Here is a 22,251-nt window from a genome sequence, read left to right as displayed (position 1 = left end):
GTGGGCTGTTATTGCCGCCGACTCGTCGCTTTCAGTGCCGCTCCCACAATGAAGCCGTCGCGAACGGAGTCAGCAATGCCCTGAAAGGTCCACCGGCCATAGCGGCCGACCTGAAAGATATCGACCGCTTCCAGCGCGCTCATAGCTTCCTGCTTCCAGCGGGAGCCGGGCCACGCCCAGGTGTAACCGACTTCGACCCAGGTGGGATCGGCAACTTCCACTTCTTCGATATACTGCCACTCCTGCAACTCCTGAACAACGCAATCGCGATACGTCCGGATTTCGTCCCAGCTTGGCATTGAGTTACCCGGGTAGGATCGTTCGACGTAGATCGCCATCCGATCCGCTCTGGTTCTGCTGGAAACCGGCAGGAACGATGGGTCCACATTGCTGTAGAAGCCGACCCGGTGGAATCCCGAGCGATTCTGCGGCGTGTAGAGCCAATGGTCGGCGGGACATTGCCGGCCTTTCGCCGCGCCGATGTTGAGGACCAGAACAGAGGTATGCGGGTCCGTCCTTCTGTCTATGCAAATTCCCGTCAACTCGATCATGCGGTTGAGGGGAAGGGTTGAAATGAGATGTTCATAACGGGCCGACGTGCCGTCCGCTAACTGGATTGTTTTGCTGCGCGTATCGATCCGAATCGCTTCTTTGCCATGATGAATCTGACACTGTGCTGCCATACGTGCGATCAGAGAGTCGAGTCCGGATTCAGGGTAGGCGAAGGTGGCGTTGTAGCCTACCGGAGGGACGCTGCCGAACGCCCCCTTGAGAACAAGAGACAAGTCGATTGGTGTCTTGTAAGCGTCCTGCGGGGCGATCCGGGTCCAGAGACCGGCGGTGTAGAGCTCCTGGAACGGAGCGAAGAACAGACCGGTAAGGGTGCTCCCGAAATTCTGAGCGATCCACTCCGCCATGGTGGCAGGGATGCTGTGCGGAGCGGCGATGATCTCCTGCAATGCTCGAGCAGCCACTTCCGGCCCCAAATATCCCAGGTGGTTTTGAATCGGGTAGGGCACATACAGATTACAACTGTTGAGAAACACAGATGAATTCCGCGAATACCGACGTAGGGGTGACAACGCTTGCAGGCTTTTTAAAACAGCCGGTTCTCCGCCAAAAATCCAGTGGCCCCCGCCATTTTCGAAACGGTACGCTTCGCCGTCGGCTGGCGTTTGAGCGAGCCGTTCCTCAGTGCCGGGCCGCATATAATAGGATAGACAAATGCCGCCGGCTGCTTCCCCTTTTTCCAAAATAGGCGCCTGTGAAGCCATAGCAGCGGCAAGTCCGCTCATGCCTGCGCCAAGAATCAACAACTGATAATGTTTCACCATATTGCCGGCCCTTCCGGTTCTGGGCGGACGGGATAGATGCTGATGGCTGACTCCACTTGGTTGCATTCTAATCAAAACTTCATCCTGGAGGCAGGAATCTCTTGCCGGTCCTGCCCGTCAGTCCGTCCCGGATAGCACGCACAAAAGCTTGTAAGCAACCCCCGGGATTTTTTTCTTTCAGGAGGCTCAAGACCAACCGAAAGATAATCCCCGGCATGGTTTTCGACCAGAGTGAAGCCCCAAAGTACTCCTTGGATGTGACGATCTTATTTCTGACCTCGTAGTAAATTTTCCAGGGCGGCAGGCTTCGGTAGGCCACTTGCATATTCAGAAAACGAAACGTTGTGATTTGCGGCACGGGGTGCACGATAATGCTGTCTCTGACCAGGAAAAGCTTGCCGCCATGCCGCTTGACTCGCTCCGAATACTCCAGGTCGTCCCAGTAGATGAAAAAATCCTCTCGCGGGAAGCCAATCCGCTCCACCATGCTCCGGTGGATCAAGAACCCAAGAAAGGGGATTCTGGCCACTTCTTCAACCGGTTCGAGCGAATCAAGATACTCCAGGTATCCTTCCGTTCTTCTGCGCACCGCCTCTGCCGGAGAACAAAGCTTCTTCCGCCCATTTTCATGAAACACCGCAACCGAGCCATAGACGCAGGATGGGTCAAGCGCATGCCTGCACAGATTTTCCAGAGCATCTGGCTCCGGCACAGCATCATCGTCCATCAGCCAAGCCCAGCCGTCGTGCCTACGTAGTGCCCATTCCAGCCCGGCATGGAAACCGCCCGCCCCACCCGTATTTTCATCCAGTCTTAGGTAGGTGAAATCTGGCAGATCAAAGTTATCCGCCTCGACAATTGCCTCGCGGGTACCATCGGTCGAGGCATTGTCGACGACAAGGATACATACCGGCGGCAACGTCTGATTGCTTATGGCGTCGACACAATCGAACAGGAATTTCTTGCGGTTGTAGGTGGCGATGACAGAGGTGACGTTCATCGATGTGTTTGCTCACATGTAAAATGGTTCTTTTGAATCCACTCGCTTACGAGTTAGCTTGGACCGCAACAAGAGAGCGGCATAAAGCACATCGAACTTGAGCAATCTGGCTGTAGTGCGTAAAGAAACAAGTGCAACTCCCCTGCTGATCGCCGAAACAAAATAGCTCTTTGCTGAGGGGAGCACATCACAAAGCCTGTCATAATCAACCCAATTCAGGGAATGATCTCGGAACCACATCCTGAGGAGGTGCAGGCGACTTAGGGCCAGGTAAAGATGGGCCATCGCTGTAGGAGGAGATTCGCGTTGTGCTTCGCACAGTTTTCTTTGTAGGTGCATGATGTGCCAGGAGGTGAAATCGTCAAAAGACGACCGGTCTACCCTCCAAAGCCGACGTGCAGTCAATAGCGATGCCGCAAGCATTGCAAATAGATAATCGGCCATTGGACGGGCGCAAAAAAACTTTTTGCTGTCATCCATAAGCGCCAATACACGCTTGCAGAGTTCAGCGTCGTGCTGATACTGGTTCACGTAGGAACGGGACATACTGTTCTTATGTTGCCGATAGTAGACCCAGCAGGATCGCACCACACCCGGTACACCGGATCTTTGGGCCAAGCGAAACCAAAAATCATAGTCCTCACAAGCACGCAAATGTGGATCAAATCGGAGAGAGATTTTATCGACTTCCGATTTGCGGATAAGAAAAGCGTGCGGTGGCGCAATATTGAAATAGCACAAGGCGAGGTCCACATGGTTTGGATCCGGCTGCCGCCATTCCTTGTTCAGAAACGCATAACGCTCTGGATAAGGGCGAACTGAAAAGTAGGCGCTGCGGCATATCACTGCGCTCTTGTCCGGATTTTGCTCAAGGAAATCCACACGCTTTCGGATCGAAGTAACCCCCAATAGATCATCGGCGTCGAGGAACTGCAGATACTTCCCATGAGCCAGCTGAATCCCATGATTGCGTGCAGCGGAAAGTCCCTGATTTTCTTGCCGGATGTATGTAATGTTTGAAATCTTTGAGAGTATTAGTGGTGTGTCATCAGTCGATCCATCATCGATGACAATAATCTCGATGTGCGGGTAGTCCTGTTGCCTAACACTGTCAATGGCTGCCGCCAAAAAACGGGCATAATTGTAGGCAGGGATGATGACTGACACCAACGGATATCCAGCTTTATCCATGGGTTTCCCACCACGACGGGGCCATCTTGTCGTTTCGTCATCCTGCTGTCGGCGATGACTTCGATGCCGGATCTGCTCGCCACCGTCGTCGCCGGAATAGCCTTGCCATACGTCCCAACACTCCATCCAAGGGTAAGCGGACATAGATTTCGCGCCAAAGCCATGGCCGAAGCGGCAGCAAGTCAGCTGGCACCTTACCAAGCCCTTTGAGGCGTTAAGAGCGAGTTCTAGGCAAAAGTTTTCTAGACACCTGTCCAGACAGAAAACCGAGGAGTTGGTCCGTTCCCGAGCCGGCAGCGGCAAATCGCTGTGCGACAAGCCACATATGGACAGCCTTTCTGGAGTCACCGACAGAAATCGCCTGCTGCATGGAATCAAGGGCATTACGGCGTGAGAAGCTCAAGATGAAGCGCCAGGCTGAAATCCAGGCATGCCAGTTTCGAAAATTGGGCAAAGAGCCTTGATTCTTGTGAAGCACTTTCATGGAATTAATATACATTTTCATTATGTCTTTGGAAGCATTGCTGTGGTGCTGCCTATAGAGTAGAGCAAGCTTCGGGACATAATTGAATCGTCCAATCTCTGCCAACCTTATCCACAAGTCCCAATCATCAGCACCCCATATGGAGGTGTCAAAACCTCCAACTCTTTTTACGGCTGATGCCCTTATCAAAGTTTGGCCTGGTGATTTAATCCAGTTCCTACGATACACTTCCTGCAGAACCCAGCCATCTGGCCCCCAATTGCCCGGATGCCGGCAGAGCGGAGGGTGTCCGAAAGATTCAAAGAATCCATACACAACTGCAATGGAGGAATCCTTTTGAATCGCAGCAATTTGCCATTGCAGTTTGTCCGGCGGCCAGATATCGTCATCATCGAGGAGAGCAATGAACTCACCTCTAGCCTCAGCAATCCCGCGATTGCGTGCAGCACCAGGTCCGGAATTATCCTGCAAGATATTGCGAATACGCCCTGCTCGTGCCAAAGGAAGCAGCAGATCTTCCGTATCATCACTAGAGCCATCGTTGATCACAATAACTTCATATTCAGATAAGGTTTGTGCGAAAACTGAATCGAGCGTCTCGAGGATGAAGTCTCGGTGATTATAAGTAGTTATTATTACACTGATTTTGCACATCTGATACCTTTGCCGGAAACAGACGAGTTCAGGCGTTGTGATTGGTGATTGAGCAGAAGCCCTACTGCGCAGACTCGTTCATCACTTGCAACGTTGCTTGTAGATACCCCCTTCCCCACCTGAGATCCGGTTCAAGATGATTGCCTTCACCCCACTCGTTCCATCCATTTATGAAGACGATCCGCTCTTCACCCTCATAGTTCTTCCGTGTCCAATCGACTGCCTCCCGGAGCCAAGCCTGGTATTTTTCAGGAGTTGAATTAACGAGGATGGCGGCATCTTTAACCCTACGAGCACTATTATCCCACATAGGCGTGACGCACCGGTACCGCTTATAATCGGGCATTTTCTTATTTAACATTCCATTGACCATCGATTGATATTCCACAATTGCATTATCGAAATAAGCTCCAGGAAAAACGCCGCATTTTGCTAGCAGATATTTCCACTTTGTACGATTCTTAATAGGCCGCAAGCAACGCCAGTCTGGTGAAAATTCAACCGCAGCATCGAATCCGAATGTTTGAGGGTCCACATCCCTGAGGAAGCTTTCTACCCTTATGAGATAAAGACCCTCAAATCCAGCTTTATATGCAACTTCTCGCCAAATTTCCGTTGTCCGTAGGGGGTCCGTCAACAATTCGCTACGATAAATGAGAAATACCGGTTTGTCACTTATCCTGACATATCGCTGGTCTTGAAATGCCGGGATTAGGCTCTCAATATGCTTTCGATCGTCTTGCGCACTGTAATTCTGAGACATGAGGATATGATGGTTTCCACCGTCCCATACTCGCGTCCAGTTCTCATTTGCCCAGCAAAGACAAAAGGGGAAATCTGGTTGCCCGGAGGATAACACTTCGTTGAAAGGGCGCTCTAGCAAACGTCGACCATTGAACCAGTAATGATAATAACAGAACGCAAAAACCCCATATTTCCTTGCCATGTCTGCTTGAGCCTCACGTATTTCCGGCAGTCGCAAATCATAGAACCCTAAGTCTGCAGGTAGATGGGGCTGATAATGCCCTTTGAACAACGGTTTTGCCTTGGCCACGGTGCGCCATTCAGTGAAACCTTTGCCCCACCAATCGTCATTTTCAGGGATAGGGTGAAACTGGGGTAAATAAAATGCAATCAGGCGAGCTTGTTTCGAATTTATTAACATAACATTTCCCCAGTCATTTATCCTCCAGTTGCGCCATCGGCAAGGTTGCAGTTGGCCATCGAGACAAAGAGTGACCTTTCAGAGCAATTAAAATTTGGGCCTTATGGGCGCAATCATGTGTAATCCATTGGATCTATGAAAGAATATGATCCAGAATAGGTTCCTGTTCTATACCCAGTAGAAGGACGGGCCTACGATACTTTTTCTGGCATGGCGACTGGCAAGAACATGTCCGGTGGCGAACGTCATTATCCAGCAAGGATCTCAGAATGATAGAGGCAATCTGGGTTTGACCATCATCATGGTGAATTCCAGGTAGCTCCCTACTCCAAGATCACTCGCAAGGCTCGGTGTGCGAAACGAGATACCGTATCGTACGAGTAATCTCTCGTACAAGAGGCAGATGAAGAATCATTTCGCCCATGAACTCTCTACAGACTGCCGGACACCAACTTGCAGAAAGCAATGGCAAGGTAGCCCTAAGACGCTTACCCAGGGGCAACATCTGCAATGAACATCTGGCGTACCGGTAGTTCTTCAATCGAGATTCTGAATCCAGAAGAAAGTGCCCGATAATGGTACGGAATTGCACTGTCGCATGGTGGATTCGGTAAAAGTCACGGCTCATACTGGCAGAGTGACTACGTACAAGAGCTTTGCTATCTTCTGCATCCAAGTACTGGAATCGTATTCCCCTAAACAGGCATCTGGTCCAGAATTCCCAATCTTCCAAAGCGCCCAGCGACTCGTTCCATCCCCCGACGGACTCGAAAACTTCACGACAAATCAGCGCACAATTGACGGCCATAATATTCTGTTCGATTACAGTTTGGAGCAATGGCATGGCGCATGCCCATAATTTTCCTATCCAGGGTTCGTCGGCTTGCCATGGCCGGTTCGGCCCAAGCAATCCGAACTCTCGGAGTTCCGGATTTTCATTGGTGAAGTAACGAGCTTCGCCGTACACGATTCCTATCTCCCGATGGTTCTCCAGCCATGAGGTGTGAGTCTCCAGCTTAAGAGCTTCAAGTCTATCGTCCGCATCCAGGAATTGAATTAACCAGCCGCGGCTCTCTTTTAAGCCACGGTTTCGGGCACTTGATAGCCCCGCATTAAACTGATTGAGATGTCGTACGCGTCTGTCCGCTGCGGCCAACCCTGCAGCAACCTCGGCCGTGTCGTCAGTTGAGCCATCATTTACAATTAGACACTCCCAGTTCTGATAGGTCTGGTCCTGAATGCTTTCCACCGCCTCCGGCAGGAAACGTGCCTGGTTGTAGCAAGGGATTATGACGCTGACCAGCGGGTTAGTCACCGGTTCGTGCCTCCGTCTGGTTACGCTGCGAATTTGCCAAAAAGTGCTGCCGCATGTCTCTCAGTCGACTCTGGACTCGTGGGCATATCGACGTCAAAAGTATCCACCACGAAGTCGCTGACTGGCGCGCCTGTCGTACACCAATCATCGCATGTTTGATGGCTGTTAGACGATTGCCAGCTCGCAGAGCCATGAGTGACCATCTGTGATGCAACTCCCACGAAGCCACTGCAAATTGGCCGTCGATTTCCAATGTCATCGGTGTAGGTTTCCCCTGACGGTCGTATGCGTCGATGACGGCATGCCTGGCAGCTTTAAGCTGGAGTTCCCGCCTGGCGCTCCCTACCTGGAGCTCGTGCAAACGGTATTTCAACAATACACTCTCAAGGTTGGCCAGCCTTCCTCGCTCCGCCAACCGTAGCCACAGGTCCAAATCTTGTGCGGCCATGAACTTTTCCCGATACCCTCCCACTTCCCCGATCACATCCGCACGCATCATTACGACCGGGTGTGGAAGCGCACCCTCGCCTCGCATCAGCATAGCGACGATGTCATCATGTCTTGTCACGCGGCTTTCATTCCCTATTGGCAAGCCATCCTCATCAATGAAGCAGAGCTGTGCACCCAGGGCTACTATCTCGGGATGTGAACGCAGATACGCCGTTTGGCAAGCGAAGCGATGAGAATAAGAAATGTCATCGGCATCCTGACGGGCAATATACTTTCCCCTGGCCAATGCGAGACCTTTGTTCAACGAGCGAGTAAGGCCGATGTTCTGCTCATTCCTAAACGCGCGTATACGAGGATCAGAGTAAGATTCTATAATAGTGCGGGTACCATCAGTAGAACCATCGTCGATGACAATGAATTCGAAGTCACGAAAGGATTGATTAACAATACTATCAACAGCCTCGCGAACAAATCGCTCACCATTGCAAACGGCCATAAGCACAGAGATGAGAGGAGCGTGTGGATCATTGGGCATGTCACAATCCTCGGCTTTTTATCGATTTCTCTAGACCACATCTTGCAGATCTTAGACTGTTCATGAAGCCCAGCATGAGTTGGAGTGTAACCGGAAAACCTGAAATACTATTCCGTGGGAGTTCCACCTCATCAGATTCACTTTAAAAATCTCATTATGTTTGGCGGTACCCGAGAACCAAGAGTTTTGCGTATCCTTGATCGTTTCTGTCTCGCCTTGAGTCTGTAGTCGAAAGCCGTTCTACGACGGAAGCGATAATCAACAAAGGTTGAGCTCCCCTGCCCATAGAAGTACTCAGCCTTGATGTCAAATCCTGGAGGATAAAGAAGCCCGAGATCATCTTTGTACTCATACAAACCCTTCTCCAAGCATTCGCGATAGAGAGGGCTGGTTGGGATGCCCACAAAGATATTGAAGCAATGGGAATGGGGCCGAAGGCGGCGTATTAGTTTTTCAGTCTTCAAGAAATCCTCGTAGGTTTCTCCCGGTACGCCGGTAATTAAACTGCAATAGACATTGATCCTTGCTTGTTTGCACCACCGAATAGCGCTCTCGATCTGGCCGACTGTAACGTTTTTGTTTAGCCTATCGAGTATCCTTTGACTACCACTTTCCACCCCAAGATACACTGCTTTGCAGCCGGCAGCAGCCATCAACTTCACAATGTCTTCCGTCATTCGGTCGACTCGCGTCTCACATGCCCACGGTGTCTTAATTCCTCTGGAAAGGAGCAATTCACAGAAATTCGTTGTTCGTTTGAGGCTGAGTGTGAAATGATCCTCCCTAAAGTAGAACCCTTGTGCACCGAAGTCGCACACGAGGTATTCCATTTCCGACAAGATTCGTTCCGCGCTTTGGGCAACATATTGTTTTCCCCACACAGACCCGACTGAACAGAACGAACAACCGAAAGGGCATCCTCGGCTTGTATTCATGGTGAAAATAGAGCCTTGCTCTATCCATGGGCATGTATTGTCATAGGGGAGCGAGGCAAAAATATGCCAAGGCTGAAAAGGAAGCATGTCTAGATCCTCCACACGCCGTCCCTTCAGCACTCGCTCCGTTTCTTTTCCATCAAGTATATCCAAGATGGTGTGCTCACCTTCGCCCTGAATTATGTGATCCACGAAGTCAGGAATCGTTTCAAGGGCTACAGAGGTGTGCGGGCCGCCTACCATAATTTTCCCAGTCCATATACCTGAGTCACGTAGCTCTTGTATTTTATCGAACATACGCAGCGAGTCTCGATAGCATATCGTGTTAGCGTAGATACCCACATAATCGATTTGCTTATCTTGAAGAAATCCCTTTTGGATGAAGTCATTTGGGCGAAGGTAGTTATCGATGAAGAAAACTTGGTGGCCTGCTTTCTGCGTCACAGCCATCAGGCTTCCTAAGCCGAGAGGAGGGCGTTTCTCAGTCGTCGAAAAAGGACTTTTACTAGGAGCTCCCGAAGTCACAAATAGAATTTTCATTCTAGCTTCCCTGCATCTCTGTCTACCACGATCACTCTGCCTTTAGCCCCCGCATAGCATTGAGCTTTAAGGTACGCTGAAAAAATACATCCTGTTGACAAAGAAATGATGTTCTGTGAAACGATTTTGGCGCATGTGATTTCGCGCTCTTGTATATAGATATAGGTGCCCGTGGGTGGACTCTTTGAAAAAAAAGGATATCTGCCTCACCTTGATTATCCGGAAACGCAGAACTGTCAATCAACATGTTTCGTGATTTGATGACACGCTCCATCTCATGCAGATAGCGAAGGCCCCAACTAATGACGAGCATGCGAACGCCATTCCACCAAATGTTTAGGGGTTCGAACCCTGGGAGATATGAAGAGGCCCCACGCCCCAACTCGACTGCCAATAGCCTAATGTCGTTTGTGGTATTAGCCGTATCAGATCCTGGTTCGGTGCTCCAGCTGATTCAAAATCGGGTTTGAAAGTGCCCAACTAACAGTTAAAGAGACCCGTCCATTGAGTATCGCATTGTTGGTGATCTTGAGACGAATATGCCGCTTCCAATCGTATATTTCTCCATTTTTTGCGTTCAGTAACGTAAGGAAGAACTGGACCTCTGTACTGTTTGCGGGCATATGTTCGAAAGTAACGATCATTCTCCCAGCCTGAGATAATAGGCCGAAGTCAACGCCGTAGTCTGCACTGGTGCCCTGATACAGAGTTCCTTCTTTGTCCCTGATAACTATGTCTAAGATCGTGTCACTAACTAACTCCCCAGGACATTCGTAATCAATGGCCAGACTGAAGGTGTCGCCAGTTCTGATATGATTGACGGGCAATCCATCCTTGTCTAGAAAGGTTGCGTTCTTCAAAATGACCTTGCCGCTACCGTATACCCTTGACCATTCAGTCGCTTCGGTTTCGATGCTTGGCTGATTCGCATCCATGTGCTGCAGAAATTGCTTGATGCCACTCTCAACGTCACCGCAATGGGCAACGTGACCTCCCTTAAGATAAAGCAGTTGGTCACAGTATCGGGATATCTGGTGCATATTGTGGGAAACCAGAACAAAACCAGTGCCCTTCTTCCGAAAGTCACTTAAGGTGTTTAAGCATTTTGCCTGGAACCCTACATCGCCTACCGCAAGCACTTCGTCAAGAAGCAGGATATGTGGATCGAGTGCAGCTGCCACCGCAAATCCCAGTCGTACAGTCATCCCTGCACTGTAACTCTGCACAGGTGAATCAATGAATTCTCGAATTTCGGCAAAATCAATGATTTCCTCGATTTTATTGCCTGTCTCCTTCTTTGAAAGCCCAAGCACTGCACCGTTAACGTAGATGTTCTCTCGCCCTGTGAGGATCGGATTAAACCCAGCACCGAGTGCAATCAATGCCCCCACCCGCCCTCGCATCTCTATCCTGCCCTTGTCGGGCTTGATCAGGCCATTCAGCATCCTTAGCAGAGTGGTTTTGCCGGCTCCATTACGGCCGATAAGCCCAAGGCATTCACCACGCTTCACCTCAAAGCTGACATCTTTTACCGCCCAGAACTCGTCTTCGCGTAATTCGCCGTTACCACCATGCCGGCGACCGATCAGTTCATTCCCCAGATCCTGTATTCCGTACCGCAGTGACCTTTTCAGGCTGCGGCAAAACTTTTTCGAGACATTCTCGACCTTGATCAGCGTGTCGGTCATCCCCGTATTCCCTAAGCACTCATACGTTCGATCAGGATCGGGATGGCGGCCCGATAGACCACCCAGACCAGAGCCAGCAGCACTAGCATCCCGGCATTGACCGTCATGAAACCGTCCATGTATGCGGGGGGCATGCCGGTCAATAGGTCGCGCGCAGTAACAATGAGTGGGGTTAGTGGATTGACCTGGAACAACGCCGCGGCCCATCCGCTCTGCGGCATCGGGAAGACGACCGGGGTCAAATACATGAAAAACTGCATGAGCAGGGGCAATGCCTTGCCGATATCGGAGTAAAGCACGCCGATCGGCGTGAGCAGCAGGCCCAGCGCCGTTCCAGCCAGTATCAGTGACAGCAGGGCGACGGGGAAGAACGCCAGCCCCATACCGGGGGCCACGCCCATGATCAGCAAGGCGGCCAGCGTGACGACGAGCTTGATGCCCGCATTGAAGAGGGTCTGGTAGATGCCCGAAACGACCAGGGCCTCACGCGGAAAATTGATCTTGGCCAGCATAGGCCTGGCGGCGATGGTCTGTTGCAAGGGGGCGTTCACCGAGTCCATGAAGATAGCCCAGAGCATGGTCCCGGTGAAAACGAAGATGGGATAGGGCAGGTCGGTATGTCGCACGGTGACGATGCCGGCATTATGGATCATCAGCCACGCGGCGGTGTTGGCCAGCGGGAGGATGAAGGCCCAGATCAGGCCCAGCGCGGTCTGCCGGTACTGCGCTTTGATGTCGCGAACGGCCAGCTGCCAGGCCAGTTCACGCGACGCCATTAGATCGCGGAACATGGTGCTCAACAGCTGAACTGGATGGCGTAGGGCCGATTCCGGGGTGTAAACCGTTACCGAGAGTTGGGATAACTCTTTCGATGTCAAAAAGGATAGCCCCGTTCTTTTTTGAAGGAATTGTCTTCATATAGAAGACTTGAGTGAAATTTAAGTATTTGTTGAAAAGGTCTGTTGATACAGCTCCGCCAACTCGGTTGCATTAGTTTCTTGGCGGTTGCGCGATATCCCGCCTGGTTTTGTATTTGTTGTGAGGGCCTATCGATTAAGTCGATTAAGCTCAGCTCAGCACTGATCAAGTAAAGCAACACTCATGCCTTTTCATTAGAAAAAGCTGAAGCTTATGGCCCTTTCGCAATGTCTTTCCTCCAAATCAGCAGGTTTGGACGATTCCTAAGCTTTGGACCCATTTGCTCGAATTCTTCACGAGTCAGAACTAATGAACGAATTTTGCGATCAATATAGCGTTCAGTTTTTTTGCTCAGATCACTCAGATGATAGGTATTCACATTGCCAATCAGCAAAAGGTCTATGATGCCGGTATCGCGCCCCTCGGCATAATCATCGATCAGGTACGCCTCTTCGATGTCGCCAAGACGCTCGATGATACTTTCGAGGATGCGGTCCATGCCAAGAGATTTCTGCACCATGGAATGCAGTTCGTGGAAAAGGGGGTGAGCGGTATTGGCCTGATAAATGACTTGTCTTCCCTCCTTGTGGGACGTGAGAAGCTTTGACTGGACCATCTGCATCAATTCTTCCCGAATGCCGTTGGTTGATACGCCGAACTGGTCAGCAAGCTCGCGCAGATATGAGGTGGCATGGGGGTTCAAAAAGAACCGCATGAGCAGCTTAACGCGGGTTTTAGAGGTAATGATACCCTCAAGCATTGGTGCACCATCATTATGAGCAGTTTTGTTGCTCGAAAATAGCGTCTTACTGGCTCGATGTAAAGTCCTTTTTGTATCCCAATCGGGAATTAAGCTTCACTTGCTTATCGGGTTTTCTTCAACAGCCAGATATAAGTGGGTACCGCCCAATAGGCATGAGTTGCAACGAACTGGGCAATCTTCTGCATCTTGGAACCTGGGCGGATCATGTATTGAGCTCTGAAATGAGTTGGGTTTTTGATAATTCGGCTGGTGTAATCGATAATCTCGAAAGGTCGGAGAATCTCCCTAAGTTCCCAATAGGTAAGGTGCTTCTCATAGTAATTGTCTCCTTTTCTCGTGAACTTTAGGTAAAGATTTGCACTTTGCCGGGGCATGAGCGACAGAAATGGGAGTCGGTAGTGGGGTTCCATGAGTTGAAATTTATTGCCGGCAGCGAAATAACAAATTCCTCCATTTTTTAGAACCCGGTAAACCTCAGAAGTCATTTGCTGTGCACTGGGGACGTGTTCATAGACATGCGCACAAATGACCACATCGAATGTATGACTCCCAAAACTAAGATTCATCGCATCACCGACCAGAAAATCTAGGTTTGGTGAACTATAGGTTTTTGCCGCGTACTCGATGGCTGGAGCGTCGATATCAACTGCCGCCATATATCTGACCTTGCCGCTGAGATAATCGGCTATAGTTCCGGTGGAGGCTCCAACATCAAGCACTGATAAGTCTTGAAGATTTTTTCCAACATGATTCTCGATCACAGCGCAAATGGTTTGGGCCTTATTCTCTTTGAGTTTTCGATTGTGCGCTGCATCTTGATATTTTTGGGAAAATGACCATTGATACTCTCTAATCACGGCGTTTCTTTCTTCGATAACCAATGGGTAGATCATTCACCGAATTGAGTTTGGTGGTGCGCCGCAGTTGACAAAGATATCTCTCTCAATCGGTTGCCAAATCTCTCCCAAGAGAAAGAGTCTGCAAAGGCAATGCATGACGATTTTGACACCTGTGGACTGTGCAACTGATGCAATATAGAACGCGTTAATTCTTTATAGTCGCCTGGGGTAACCAGATAACCGGAAACAGCATCCTTTACTGCATCGATGACTCCGCCTAAGGCAAAAGCCATCGTTGGCAGACCATGCGCTGCCGCCTCTACCGCAACCATGCCGAAGCCTTCGATGTCATTGGGTCGTTCAATAACTGGAAACACAAGCAACTGACTGGCAAGATAGGCTTGCGAAAGCGTTGCATCATCGACATGGCCAAGCAGTCTCACATGATCTGTGAGCCCGCGAAGGGAGACAACTGTTCTTATCTCGCTAAGGACTCCGGGAGCCTGTTTCAGAGCACTCGTGGCTTCTTCACCGATGATCACAAGAACAACTTCTGGATTACTGCGAATGATATCGGGCAGGCACCGATCGATGAATTCAACTATGCCTTTGCGACGGGTCAGTCTTCCAACAGAGAGGAGAATCGGCCTTGAGCCAACGCCCAGCTGATTTCTGAACCCATCTGTTGAAGATACCTTTTGATGCGGTAACGAAACCCCTGGGTGCAAGATCTGGATGGAGGATTCTCTAACGCCGATTGCTTTCGCTAACTGGGCCGTGCTGTTGCTGTTCACTAGAACCGCATCACACGATCGTATTGCCGGAATACAGAAAAGCCGATAGGCGGGGTTTTTTTCTACCAAATCCAACCCATGCAGGTAACATATGACAGGCCTCTTCAGAAGTTTTCCTGCAACTGCTGAAGCGAACGATGTTACGCCGCTGCCCGAGAGAATCAGATCCGGAGAAAAGGTAGATGCCAGTCTATAACTTTGCCAAATGGACGACAGGAAGAATCTTGCGGCAGGGGAAATTGGGAACGTCTTAAAGGGTGTGCCCGCTGCAATGTAACGTCTTGAACTGTGCGGTCCAGCAATGGCTACCTGAAACGATTTTCTGAGTTCAAGATAAATGTGGTATAAGAGCCGTTCCATGCCGCCAACGAGTGGTGGAAGGTTGCGAGTTATCAGCAAAATCTTAAGATTAGGGTGTTGGTTCATGTTTTTATAAGAAAGCAGCGTTGCTGACAATATTCGGGCTGATTCAGAAGTAAGACCAACAGGGCAAAGGAGAACATCATCAAGTCACGTTTCGTGCCCGAGCTTTGCGCAAGCTTCGATTGTAAATAGCCTGAACGGCGTGACAATTGCCTCCGTTGCAGCCGATCCAGCACGCTGTACGCCGCAAGCCCAAAGGGTTCCGGCAAAGCAGACGAAGTCGGCTGATAAATCATCCGCTGCATGACCGCTCCAGCACGGGGATGATTTTCATCGGCCGGAATGCAGACTTTCATTCAGCCCTGTTCTCATTTGCAGGAAAGGGCTTGGCAGCAGGCCGATGGGTCGCGCGGCGCTCGAAGCGCATCTGGCAAATCTGCTCAGAGATGAGGCTCATCATGAAGATCAAAATGGAAGTGGCATACAGCAGAGCGCTCATGTTGGTGAAACGGCCCTGCGAAAAGTAGGTGATAGCGTAATTGACGGTTCCCAGCAAAAACATCAGAAAGCTCACCGGCAGGAAGATGCGCATGGGGGAATAGAGGGTGCAGATGCGGGTGATGATCATGAAAAACCGGACGCCGTCTCGCACCATGTTGACCTGGCTGCTGCCGGTTTGACGCCTGCGCATGTGGATGGGAAGGTACTTGACGCTGTTGCCGCTGCGCAGAACGCCCAGGGTTATGGTCGTGGGATAGGAATAGGTGTTGGGGAGCAAATAAACAAAGCTGCGGGCGATGTCGGCTTTTACCGCGCGGAAACCGGAGGTGAGATCCGGGATGCGAAATTTGGCCACATAAGACGCGAACCAGTTGAACGCTTTGTTGCCCAAGGCACGCCAAAAGGAAGCCTGCCCCTCAAAAGACCGGGCGCCCACCACCATGTCGTAGTCCGGAATGTGCTCGAGCATTCGTGCAATGTCGCTGGGGTCATGCTGCCCGTCTCCGTCCATGAACACGAAAACCTCCCCCTGCGCGGCCCGGATGCCGCTCTTCACCGCGGCGCCGTTGCCGATATTGTAAGGGTGCCGGAAGACCGTTGCACCGGCTCGTGCGGCCTCCTGTGCCGTGTTGTCCGATGATCCGTCGTCGATTACGATGATTTCATAATCGAAATTACCGGATCGGAGCACTGACGCGACGTCTTCCACCACGCTGCCGATGCTTTGCGCTTCATTGTATGCGGGGATGATGATGCTGACCTTGGCTGACGGATCCATTGGGTCCCTGAATGTTGGGAGAAATGGTTACGCCTTTCACACAGAGAACGCGGAGAACACTCCGGTACAGTCTTCGGCCGGCCCATGAGCTCCGGCAGCTATTCCCTGTCCAACTCAGTGCTTTTTGAATACATTGAAGCGAGATCAAGTCTCAGGCGCATAGTTGCAGACAAGCATGAGGATGTCAACAGGCGCGCCAATTCCAAAATCTGAACGGGTCGCCCAGGGGGGGCGCGGGCATGCCGGCTTTGGCATCACTCGACAGGGTCGAAATGCTGGTTGCATTTTCAAATGGCTTTAACCCTCATTTGGGTTGAAATAGTTGTCTCAAGAATTTACCATTAATGCGCATTTTTCAAGATTCCTACTATTTTTCGAAGGTGTCGTTCCATGGCTTGTCTGGAAATATGCACGTATCCTGATCCGGTTCTGAAACAGGAGGCGGCGCACATAGAAAAGGTCGATAGTGAACTTTTCCGTCTCATCGATGACATGGCGGAGACCATGTATGAAGCCCCCGGTATCGGGCTGGCGGCCAACCAGGTGGGAAAGCCGCTGCAGCTGGTGGTGATTGACCTGCAGCGCCCGGAGTATGAACACGGTCTCATTGTTCTGATTAATCCGGAGATCATCGAGGCTCGAGGCGAAACCACCTATGAAGAAGGCTGCTTGAGCGTTCCCGAGTATTTTGCCCGGGTGAAGCGTGCTGAAGAAGTGACGGTGTGCGGGCTCGACCCGCATGGCAAATCGGTGCGCATCGAGGCTTCGGGCCTCCTGGCCGTGGTTTTGCAACACGAAATCGACCATCTGGCGGGAAAGCTCTTTGTGGACCGCCTGGGCCCCATTGCCCGCGATGTGTTCAGGAGAAAATGGAAAAAGAAACTGAAAGAGGACACGCCATAGGATCTGAATTTCCCCGTCTAATATTTCTGGGAACTCCGGATTTTGCCGTCCCATCCCTGCACAAGCTGGCCGCTTCAGGGGCAGAGATCAAGCTGGTCATCACGCAACCGGACCGACCGAAAGGGAGAGCGAAAAAGCTCAGCCCGCCCCCGGTCAAGGTTGCTGCCGAAAGACTGCATCTTGCCACGTACCAGCCGGAGCGGATTAAGTCGCAGGAGGCCCTCGATAGAATTCGTTCCTGCAGCGCGGAGTGTGCCGTGCTGGTCGCCTACGGCCAACTGCTCGCGAAAGAATTTCTCGATCTGTTCCCGTTGGGTGTGCTCAATGTGCACGCCTCGCTGTTGCCCCGCCATCGCGGAGCCGCCCCCATCCAGCGTGCTATTTTATCCGGTGATGCTAAAACCGGGGTGACCATCATGCTCCTTGACGCCGGTTTGGACACCGGGCCGATCCTGTCGCAGCAGGAAGTTGAAATTCTGGATGACGACACTTCCGGCACCCTGCATGACAAACTTGCCCGGACGGGTGCCCATCTTCTGTGTGAAACTCTCAAGGCATGGAAAGCCGGGCGCATTCAACCTCGCCAACAAGATGATGCTCTGGCAAGCTACGCTCCGCCCATTGCCAAAGAGGAACTGCGCCTGTTGTGGCACCATCCCGCCCGGCGACTCGTCAACGCCGTCCGTGCCTTCGATCCATGGCCGGGCGCATATGCGTTGTATGCCGGCGTGCGCCTCAAGTGTTTCGATGCGTCACTGCTCGACTGGGAGGTCGAGGGCGAGCCGGGAGAGGTGGTCGGCCAAACCGAAAAGGGGCTGGTGGTGCTCGCCGGAGACGGACAGGCCCTGGTGCTGGGGAGTCTCCAACTGGCGGGACAACGCAGGCTGCCCGCCAAAGAATTCCTGCGCGGCCATCCTGTGCCCCCGGGTACCCTTTTGCAGTAGCGACCACCGAATAGAGCGTCTCAACCCGTGAAGTGGGATTTCCCGCACTATGCCGCACAAAAAGCAAGACCTTGCAGATCTCGATAAGCCGACGAAAACTCCGGAAAAGATGACGCTGGTCAGCTTGCTCGGCCTGACCGCGGTGTTGGTTGCTGCCATCATCGCGCTGTTTTACCTGGTGCCCTACTATGGTTTCGGCAATATCCATGCGCACCTGCCATTCATCATGGCCGTCATCATGGGCGGTCTTGCGGCTTTCATCGTCTGTTCCATCGGTCTGTTGATCATCGTCACCCTGCTCGGGCATGATGTACCGTTCTCCAGGACGCTACGTTCCATTGCCGTGCGCAACTTGCTGCCCGTCCTGGTGTTCGTCGGGAGGCTGGTGGGTTTGCACCGCGAAGAGGTGCAGCACGCCTTTGTTGCCGTCAACAATGAACTGGTGATGGCGCAGTGCCGCAACGGCAGCCCTCCGAAAAAAATTCTGCTGCTCATGCCGCACTGCCTGCAGGACAAGGACTGTACGGTAAAAATCACCCACCGGGCGCAGAACTGTAAGCGCTGCGGAAAATGTTCCATCAAAGGTCTTCTCGAGCTTTCGGAAAAATACGGGATAGCCATGTCGGTGGCAACGGGCGGCACCGTTGCCCGCCGCATTGTGATGGAAACCCGCCCGGACCTCATCATTGCAGTGGCCTGCGAACGCGATCTGACCAGCGGGATTCAGGACACCACCCCGCTTCCCGTCTACGGCATTTTCAACCAGCGCCCCTTTGGCCCCTGCCTGAACACCCAGGTCGCTCTCGACCGGGTCGAATCCGTGCTCGAGGAAATCACCGCCATGAAGCGAGAAGGGGCATGATCAGCGCCCGGTTTTTGTCTTATCAGATTTTGCTCCACGTGGATCAAAAAGCGTCACACCCCGATCGATTGGTGCGTGCCATACTGGAGCGCCATTCCCAATTGGATGAGCGGGACAGGGCGCTCACCACCGAGCTGGTGTACGGTGTGCTGCGCTGGCAGGGAAGGCTGGATTGGCATATCGACCAGCTGAGTAAAATAAAGCCCAAAAAGATCCACCCCGCCGTGCGCATCGCGCTCCGTTTGGCTCTCTACCAGATCCTCTTTCTGGATCGCATCCCCCCGCATGCGGCCGTAAACGAAACGGTGAAGATCGTCAAATCAACTCAACCCCCTCACCTGGCCGGGTTTGTCAACGCTCTACTGCGCGCGGCCCTGCGGCGCGGCGAAGCCTGGGAATGGCCTTCTTCTGAAAAAAATCCTGAAGCATATCTCGCTGTGATGACTTCCCATCCGAGCTGGTTCATACGCCTGATGATCGAGCGGATCGGCTTCGATAAAACCCGCGGCCTCTGTCAGGCCAACAACAGCATTGCTCCCATGGTACTGCGGGTGAACACCCTGAAAACGGACTGCGAGACGATTCTCAACTGGTTGAGGGAAAATGAGGTCGAAGCGGAGCGGTCCGCTCTCCTTGCTGATGCCGTTCGAGTTGCAGGGCTGCGCAAGGATGTGAGCCAAATGCCGATGTTTGCAGAAGGGTTGGTACAGGTGCAGGACGAAGCTTCCCAGATGGTTTCCCGGCTGCTCGCAGTGAAACCGGGCGAACGGGTCCTCGACCTGTGCTCCGGATTCGGCGGCAAATCGACCCATCTGGGCATGCTGATGGAGAACAGGGGAGAAATACTCGCCGTGGATAAATCCGCCTGGAAGATCGAAGAACTGCGGGAAAATGCTCTAAGACAGGGCATCCGCATCATTGAAACCCAAAGCTGCGACCTGCTGGAGCTTTCTCCCCGCGATGCCGGGCGCTTTGACCGCGTGCTGCTGGATGCTCCCTGCAGCGGATTTGGCTCCCTGCGGCGCAATCCCGATATCAAGTGGCGCCGTCATCCCAAGGACCCGTTGCGCTTTGCCCGCCTGCAAAAGGAGCTCTTGGACCACGCCGCACAATTCGTTAAACCGGGGGGAGTCCTTCTTTACGCCACCTGCACCCTGTTTAGAGAAGAAAACGATGAGGTGGCCGAAAGCTTTTCGCAAAGCCACCCGGAATTCGGTCCCGAGCCCGCCGGCGAGCACCTGCCAAGCAACTGGCGAACCATGACGGACGGGATCTACTTCAAGACCTGGCCCCATCGCCACGGCGTGGATGGATTCTTCGCCGCGCGCTGGAGGAGGCACTGATCAGGACACCCGGAGGCCTGGGCTGACCGGCTCCGCCGTGGTCACCAGGCTGAGTCGATCCCCATCGCTCACGGCCAGAACCATGCCCCGGGATTCAATGCCCATGAGCTTGGCCGGCTGCAGGTTGGCGACGATGATGACCTGTTTGCCGACGACTTCCTCTGCTGTGTGAGTCTGTGCAATACCCGCCACCACCTGGCGCTCTTCGCCGATATCGACGATCAACTTCAACAGCTTCCTGGATTTCGGGACGGCCTCCGCGTGTTTTACAATTCCCGTGCGCAGGTCGAGCTTCTTGAACTCTTCAAAGGAAATCAGTTCCATGCCGGCTTCCTTCAATGCTGCCGCCCCGGCCTTCGGGGGCATGCCTTTCTGCTTGAGTTGGGCAATTTTCTCGGTCTCGACCCGGGGGAACAATGCCTCCCCCTTGTGCACAGGAACCCCCTCATGCAGAGTGCCCCAGCGACTGTCTTCATCGAGTCTCAAGTCCAAAGCTTTCTTGGGGATGCTCAGGCGTGCCAGCATCGTTTCGGCGGTCTCCGGCATGAAGGGAGCAATCAGCACGGCCACAGTCCTGTTGACTTCGAGCAGGTTGCGCATGACGGTCTGCAAACGGGGTCTTTGCCCGGCTTCCTTGGCGAGGGTCCAGGGGGCGACAGAGTCGATGTACTTATTGGCGGTGTTGAGGGTTTCCCATATGGATATCAAAGCCTTATGGAAGCCCAGCCTGGGAATTTCTGCGCGATACACCTCGATGGTCTGACGGGTCTGATCCCTGAGCTCCCGGTCCGGCGCTTCAGGCTCCGCCCCGAAGGGAGGAATCCTGCCGTCGAAATACTTGGCGGTCATGGCCAAAGTTCGGCTGAAGAGGTTGCCCAGGTCGTTTGCAAGATCCGCATTGAGGCGCTGAATCAATGCGTCTTCGCTGAAATTGGCGTCCAACCCGAAAACCATCTCCCGCAGCAGGAAATAGCGAAATGCGTCCAGGCCATAGATCGGCACAAGATCGAGGGGAGCCACCACGGTGCCTCTGCTCTTGCTCATTTTGCCTTCATTGATCTTCCAGTAGCCGTGGACATTGAGGTGCCGGTAGGGGGTAAATCCGGCGGAACGGATCATGGTCGGCCAGTAGATGCCGTGTGGCTTGAGAATATCCTTGGCGATGGTGTGCTGAGCCGCCGGCCAGAATTCAGCAAATAATTCGCCGTCGGGATAGTCGATGGCGGAGACGTAATTGATGAGCGCATCAAACCAGACATAGGTGACATAGCGTTCGTCAAAGGGCAGCGTGATGCCCCAACTGAGGCGTTCTTTGGGCCTGGAAATGCACAGATCTTCGAGGGGCTCGCGCAAAAACGCGAGCACTTCGTTGCGATAGCGCTCCGGCCGAATGAAGTCCGGGTTGGCTTCAATATGTTCGATGAGCCAATCCTGATACTTGCTCATGCGGAAAAAGTAGTTGGCTTCCTCACGTTCCACCGGTTCCCTGTCATGGTCGGGGCATTTGCCGTCGACCAATTCCCGCTCCGTATAAAATCGTTCGCAGCCGATGCAGTACAGGCCCTTGTAGGTGCTGAAGTAGATGTCACCCGCATCGTAAACCTTCTGCAAAATGTGCTGAACCACACGCACGTGCTTGGCATCGGTGGTGCGAATGAAATAGTCGTTGCTGATATTGAGCTTGGGCCAGGTCTCTCTGAACAACCGGCTGATGCGATCGGCGTAGGCTTTCGGTTCCATGGCCGCTTCCTGGGCCGCCTGGACGATCTTGTCGCCATGCTCATCGGTGCCCGTCAAAAAATAGGTCTTATATCCAAGCAGCTTGTGAAACCGGTTCATCACGTCGGCGACTATCGTGGTGTAGGCGTGCCCGATGTGAGGTTGAGCGTTGACGTAATAGATCGGCGTAGTGACATAAAAGCGTTCAGACATGATTACTGGTCATGCTCCCT

20 protein-coding genes are annotated in these 22,251 nt (G+C 52.5%); 4 read left to right on the top strand and 16 right to left on the bottom strand.

Features of this window, described 5'->3' with window-relative positions; translation table 11 throughout:
• Nucleotides 1-8 precede the first annotated feature (8 nt).
• From K1V27_RS00725 to K1V27_RS00655, 15 genes are all read right to left on the bottom strand, one after another.
• Nucleotides 9-1,334, bottom strand: coding sequence for a protoporphyrinogen/coproporphyrinogen oxidase (locus tag K1V27_RS00725; protein WP_258927609.1), 1,326 nt, complete (start codon nucleotides 1,332-1,334; stop codon nucleotides 9-11).
• Between the two features lie 79 nt (nucleotides 1,335-1,413).
• Nucleotides 1,414-2,334: a glycosyltransferase family 2 protein gene (locus K1V27_RS00720; protein ID WP_258927608.1), complete on the bottom strand. Its 921-nt coding sequence runs from the start codon at nucleotides 2,332-2,334 to the stop codon at nucleotides 1,414-1,416.
• Nucleotides 2,335-2,346: 12 nt separating this feature from the next.
• Nucleotides 2,347-3,525, bottom strand: a complete 1,179-nt coding sequence (locus K1V27_RS00715; protein ID WP_258927607.1) for a glycosyltransferase — start codon at nucleotides 3,523-3,525, stop codon at nucleotides 2,347-2,349.
• A gap of 214 nt (nucleotides 3,526-3,739) precedes the next feature.
• A complete protein-coding gene (locus K1V27_RS00710; RefSeq protein WP_258927606.1) occupies nucleotides 3,740-4,663 on the bottom strand; it encodes a glycosyltransferase family 2 protein in 924 nt (307 codons plus the stop codon).
• A gap of 61 nt (nucleotides 4,664-4,724) precedes the next feature.
• On the bottom strand, nucleotides 4,725-5,828 hold the full coding sequence (locus tag K1V27_RS00705; RefSeq protein ID WP_258927605.1) for a glycoside hydrolase family 99-like domain-containing protein: 1,104 nt from the start codon (nucleotides 5,826-5,828) through the stop codon (nucleotides 4,725-4,727).
• A 334-nt stretch (nucleotides 5,829-6,162) separates the two neighbouring features.
• Nucleotides 6,163-7,143 carry a glycosyltransferase family 2 protein gene (locus K1V27_RS00700; protein ID WP_258927604.1) on the bottom strand — a complete coding sequence of 327 codons (981 nt, stop codon included), beginning with the start codon at nucleotides 7,141-7,143 and terminating at the stop codon, nucleotides 6,163-6,165.
• Nucleotides 7,136-8,089, bottom strand: coding sequence for a glycosyltransferase (locus K1V27_RS00695; protein ID WP_258928018.1), 954 nt, complete (start codon nucleotides 8,087-8,089; stop codon nucleotides 7,136-7,138). The genes K1V27_RS00700 and K1V27_RS00695 overlap by 8 nt, the downstream gene beginning before the upstream one ends.
• Nucleotides 8,090-8,265: 176 nt before the next feature.
• Nucleotides 8,266-9,603 (bottom strand): B12-binding domain-containing radical SAM protein, encoded by a 1,338-nt coding sequence (locus K1V27_RS00690; RefSeq protein ID WP_258927603.1) that lies wholly within the window; start codon nucleotides 9,601-9,603, stop codon nucleotides 8,266-8,268.
• A 425-nt stretch (nucleotides 9,604-10,028) separates the two neighbouring features.
• Nucleotides 10,029-11,291 carry an ABC transporter ATP-binding protein gene (locus K1V27_RS00685; protein WP_258927602.1) on the bottom strand — a complete coding sequence of 421 codons (1,263 nt, stop codon included), beginning with the start codon at nucleotides 11,289-11,291 and terminating at the stop codon, nucleotides 10,029-10,031.
• Between the two features lie 11 nt (nucleotides 11,292-11,302).
• The gene (locus K1V27_RS00680) at nucleotides 11,303-12,082 is read right to left on the bottom strand and encodes an ABC transporter permease (protein ID WP_258927601.1); all 780 of its coding nucleotides are present in this window, start codon (nucleotides 12,080-12,082) and stop codon (nucleotides 11,303-11,305) included.
• Nucleotides 12,083-12,420: 338 nt separating this feature from the next.
• On the bottom strand, nucleotides 12,421-12,969 hold the full coding sequence (locus K1V27_RS00675; protein ID WP_258927600.1) for a winged helix-turn-helix domain-containing protein: 549 nt from the start codon (nucleotides 12,967-12,969) through the stop codon (nucleotides 12,421-12,423).
• Nucleotides 12,970-13,073: 104 nt separating this feature from the next.
• Nucleotides 13,074-13,853 carry a class I SAM-dependent methyltransferase gene (locus K1V27_RS00670; RefSeq protein ID WP_258927599.1) on the bottom strand — a complete coding sequence of 260 codons (780 nt, stop codon included), beginning with the start codon at nucleotides 13,851-13,853 and terminating at the stop codon, nucleotides 13,074-13,076.
• An 8-nt stretch (nucleotides 13,854-13,861) separates the two neighbouring features.
• Nucleotides 13,862-15,061 carry a glycosyltransferase family 4 protein gene (locus K1V27_RS00665; RefSeq protein WP_258927598.1) on the bottom strand — a complete coding sequence of 400 codons (1,200 nt, stop codon included), beginning with the start codon at nucleotides 15,059-15,061 and terminating at the stop codon, nucleotides 13,862-13,864.
• On the bottom strand, nucleotides 15,028-15,324 hold the full coding sequence (locus tag K1V27_RS00660) for a hypothetical protein (RefSeq protein WP_258927597.1): 297 nt from the start codon (nucleotides 15,322-15,324) through the stop codon (nucleotides 15,028-15,030). Before K1V27_RS00660 ends, K1V27_RS00665 begins: the two co-directional genes overlap by 34 nt.
• Nucleotides 15,321-16,247, bottom strand: coding sequence for a glycosyltransferase family 2 protein (locus K1V27_RS00655; RefSeq protein WP_258927596.1), 927 nt, complete (start codon nucleotides 16,245-16,247; stop codon nucleotides 15,321-15,323). The genes K1V27_RS00660 and K1V27_RS00655 overlap by 4 nt, the downstream gene beginning before the upstream one ends.
• Before the next feature lie 390 nt (nucleotides 16,248-16,637).
• Here K1V27_RS00655 and def point away from each other — a divergent pair, with 390 nt between their 5' ends.
• Genes def through rsmB form a run of 4 tightly spaced genes read left to right on the top strand, consistent with a single transcriptional unit; the run spans nucleotide 16,638 to nucleotide 20,299 of the window.
• Nucleotides 16,638-17,150, top strand: coding sequence for a peptide deformylase (gene def / locus K1V27_RS00650; protein ID WP_258927595.1), 513 nt, complete (start codon nucleotides 16,638-16,640; stop codon nucleotides 17,148-17,150).
• On the top strand, nucleotides 17,117-18,094 hold the full coding sequence (gene fmt / locus K1V27_RS00645) for a methionyl-tRNA formyltransferase (RefSeq protein ID WP_258927594.1): 978 nt from the start codon (nucleotides 17,117-17,119) through the stop codon (nucleotides 18,092-18,094). Before def ends, fmt begins: the two co-directional genes overlap by 34 nt.
• A 49-nt stretch (nucleotides 18,095-18,143) precedes the next feature.
• On the top strand, nucleotides 18,144-18,956 hold the full coding sequence (locus K1V27_RS00640; protein WP_258927593.1) for a DUF116 domain-containing protein: 813 nt from the start codon (nucleotides 18,144-18,146) through the stop codon (nucleotides 18,954-18,956).
• Nucleotides 18,953-20,299 (top strand): 16S rRNA (cytosine(967)-C(5))-methyltransferase RsmB, encoded by a 1,347-nt coding sequence (rsmB, locus tag K1V27_RS00635; RefSeq protein WP_258927592.1) that lies wholly within the window; start codon nucleotides 18,953-18,955, stop codon nucleotides 20,297-20,299. The genes K1V27_RS00640 and rsmB overlap by 4 nt, the downstream gene beginning before the upstream one ends.
• On the opposite strand, the gene metG is transcribed toward rsmB, so the two are convergent.
• Nucleotides 20,300-22,231 carry a methionine--tRNA ligase gene (metG, locus tag K1V27_RS00630; RefSeq protein ID WP_258927591.1) on the bottom strand — a complete coding sequence of 644 codons (1,932 nt, stop codon included), beginning with the start codon at nucleotides 22,229-22,231 and terminating at the stop codon, nucleotides 20,300-20,302.
• Between the last annotated feature and the right edge of the window lie 20 nt (nucleotides 22,232-22,251).

The sequence above is a fragment of the Desulfoferrobacter suflitae genome (genome assembly GCF_022603395.1).
GTDB classification, from domain to species: domain Bacteria; phylum Desulfobacterota; class Syntrophobacteria; order Syntrophobacterales; family Syntrophobacteraceae; genus Desulfoferrobacter; species Desulfoferrobacter suflitae.
This window is presented reverse-complemented; position numbering and strand designations above follow the sequence as displayed.

Bases quoted from the DNA above. Each gene is read 5' to 3' on its own strand.
- K1V27_RS00705 (WP_258927605.1), bottom strand. From the start codon at position 5,828: ATGTTAATAAATTCGAAACAAGCTCGCCTGATTGCATTTTATTTACCC.
- K1V27_RS00695 (WP_258928018.1), bottom strand. From the start codon at position 8,089: ATGGCCGTTTGCAATGGTGAGCGATTTGTTCGCGAGGCTGTTGATAGT.
- K1V27_RS00675 (WP_258927600.1), bottom strand. From the start codon at position 12,969: ATGCTTGAGGGTATCATTACCTCTAAAACCCGCGTTAAGCTGCTCATG.
- fmt (WP_258927594.1), top strand. From the start codon at position 17,117: ATGGAAAAAGAAACTGAAAGAGGACACGCCATAGGATCTGAATTTCCC.
- K1V27_RS00640 (WP_258927593.1), top strand. From the start codon at position 18,144: ATGCCGCACAAAAAGCAAGACCTTGCAGATCTCGATAAGCCGACGAAA.
- K1V27_RS00710 (WP_258927606.1), bottom strand. From the start codon at position 4,663: ATGTGCAAAATCAGTGTAATAATAACTACTTATAATCACCGAGACTTC.
- K1V27_RS00725 (WP_258927609.1), bottom strand. From the start codon at position 1,334: ATGGTGAAACATTATCAGTTGTTGATTCTTGGCGCAGGCATGAGCGGA.
- metG (WP_258927591.1), bottom strand. From the start codon at position 22,231: ATGTCTGAACGCTTTTATGTCACTACGCCGATCTATTACGTCAACGCT.
- K1V27_RS00660 (WP_258927597.1), bottom strand. From the start codon at position 15,324: ATGAAAGTCTGCATTCCGGCCGATGAAAATCATCCCCGTGCTGGAGCG.
- K1V27_RS00680 (WP_258927601.1), bottom strand. From the start codon at position 12,082: ATGTTCCGCGATCTAATGGCGTCGCGTGAACTGGCCTGGCAGCTGGCC.
- def (WP_258927595.1), top strand. From the start codon at position 16,638: ATGGCTTGTCTGGAAATATGCACGTATCCTGATCCGGTTCTGAAACAG.
- K1V27_RS00685 (WP_258927602.1), bottom strand. From the start codon at position 11,291: ATGACCGACACGCTGATCAAGGTCGAGAATGTCTCGAAAAAGTTTTGC.
- K1V27_RS00655 (WP_258927596.1), bottom strand. From the start codon at position 16,247: ATGGATCCGTCAGCCAAGGTCAGCATCATCATCCCCGCATACAATGAA.
- K1V27_RS00690 (WP_258927603.1), bottom strand. From the start codon at position 9,603: ATGAAAATTCTATTTGTGACTTCGGGAGCTCCTAGTAAAAGTCCTTTT.
- rsmB (WP_258927592.1), top strand. From the start codon at position 18,953: ATGATCAGCGCCCGGTTTTTGTCTTATCAGATTTTGCTCCACGTGGAT.
- K1V27_RS00720 (WP_258927608.1), bottom strand. From the start codon at position 2,334: ATGAACGTCACCTCTGTCATCGCCACCTACAACCGCAAGAAATTCCTG.
- K1V27_RS00715 (WP_258927607.1), bottom strand. From the start codon at position 3,525: ATGGATAAAGCTGGATATCCGTTGGTGTCAGTCATCATCCCTGCCTAC.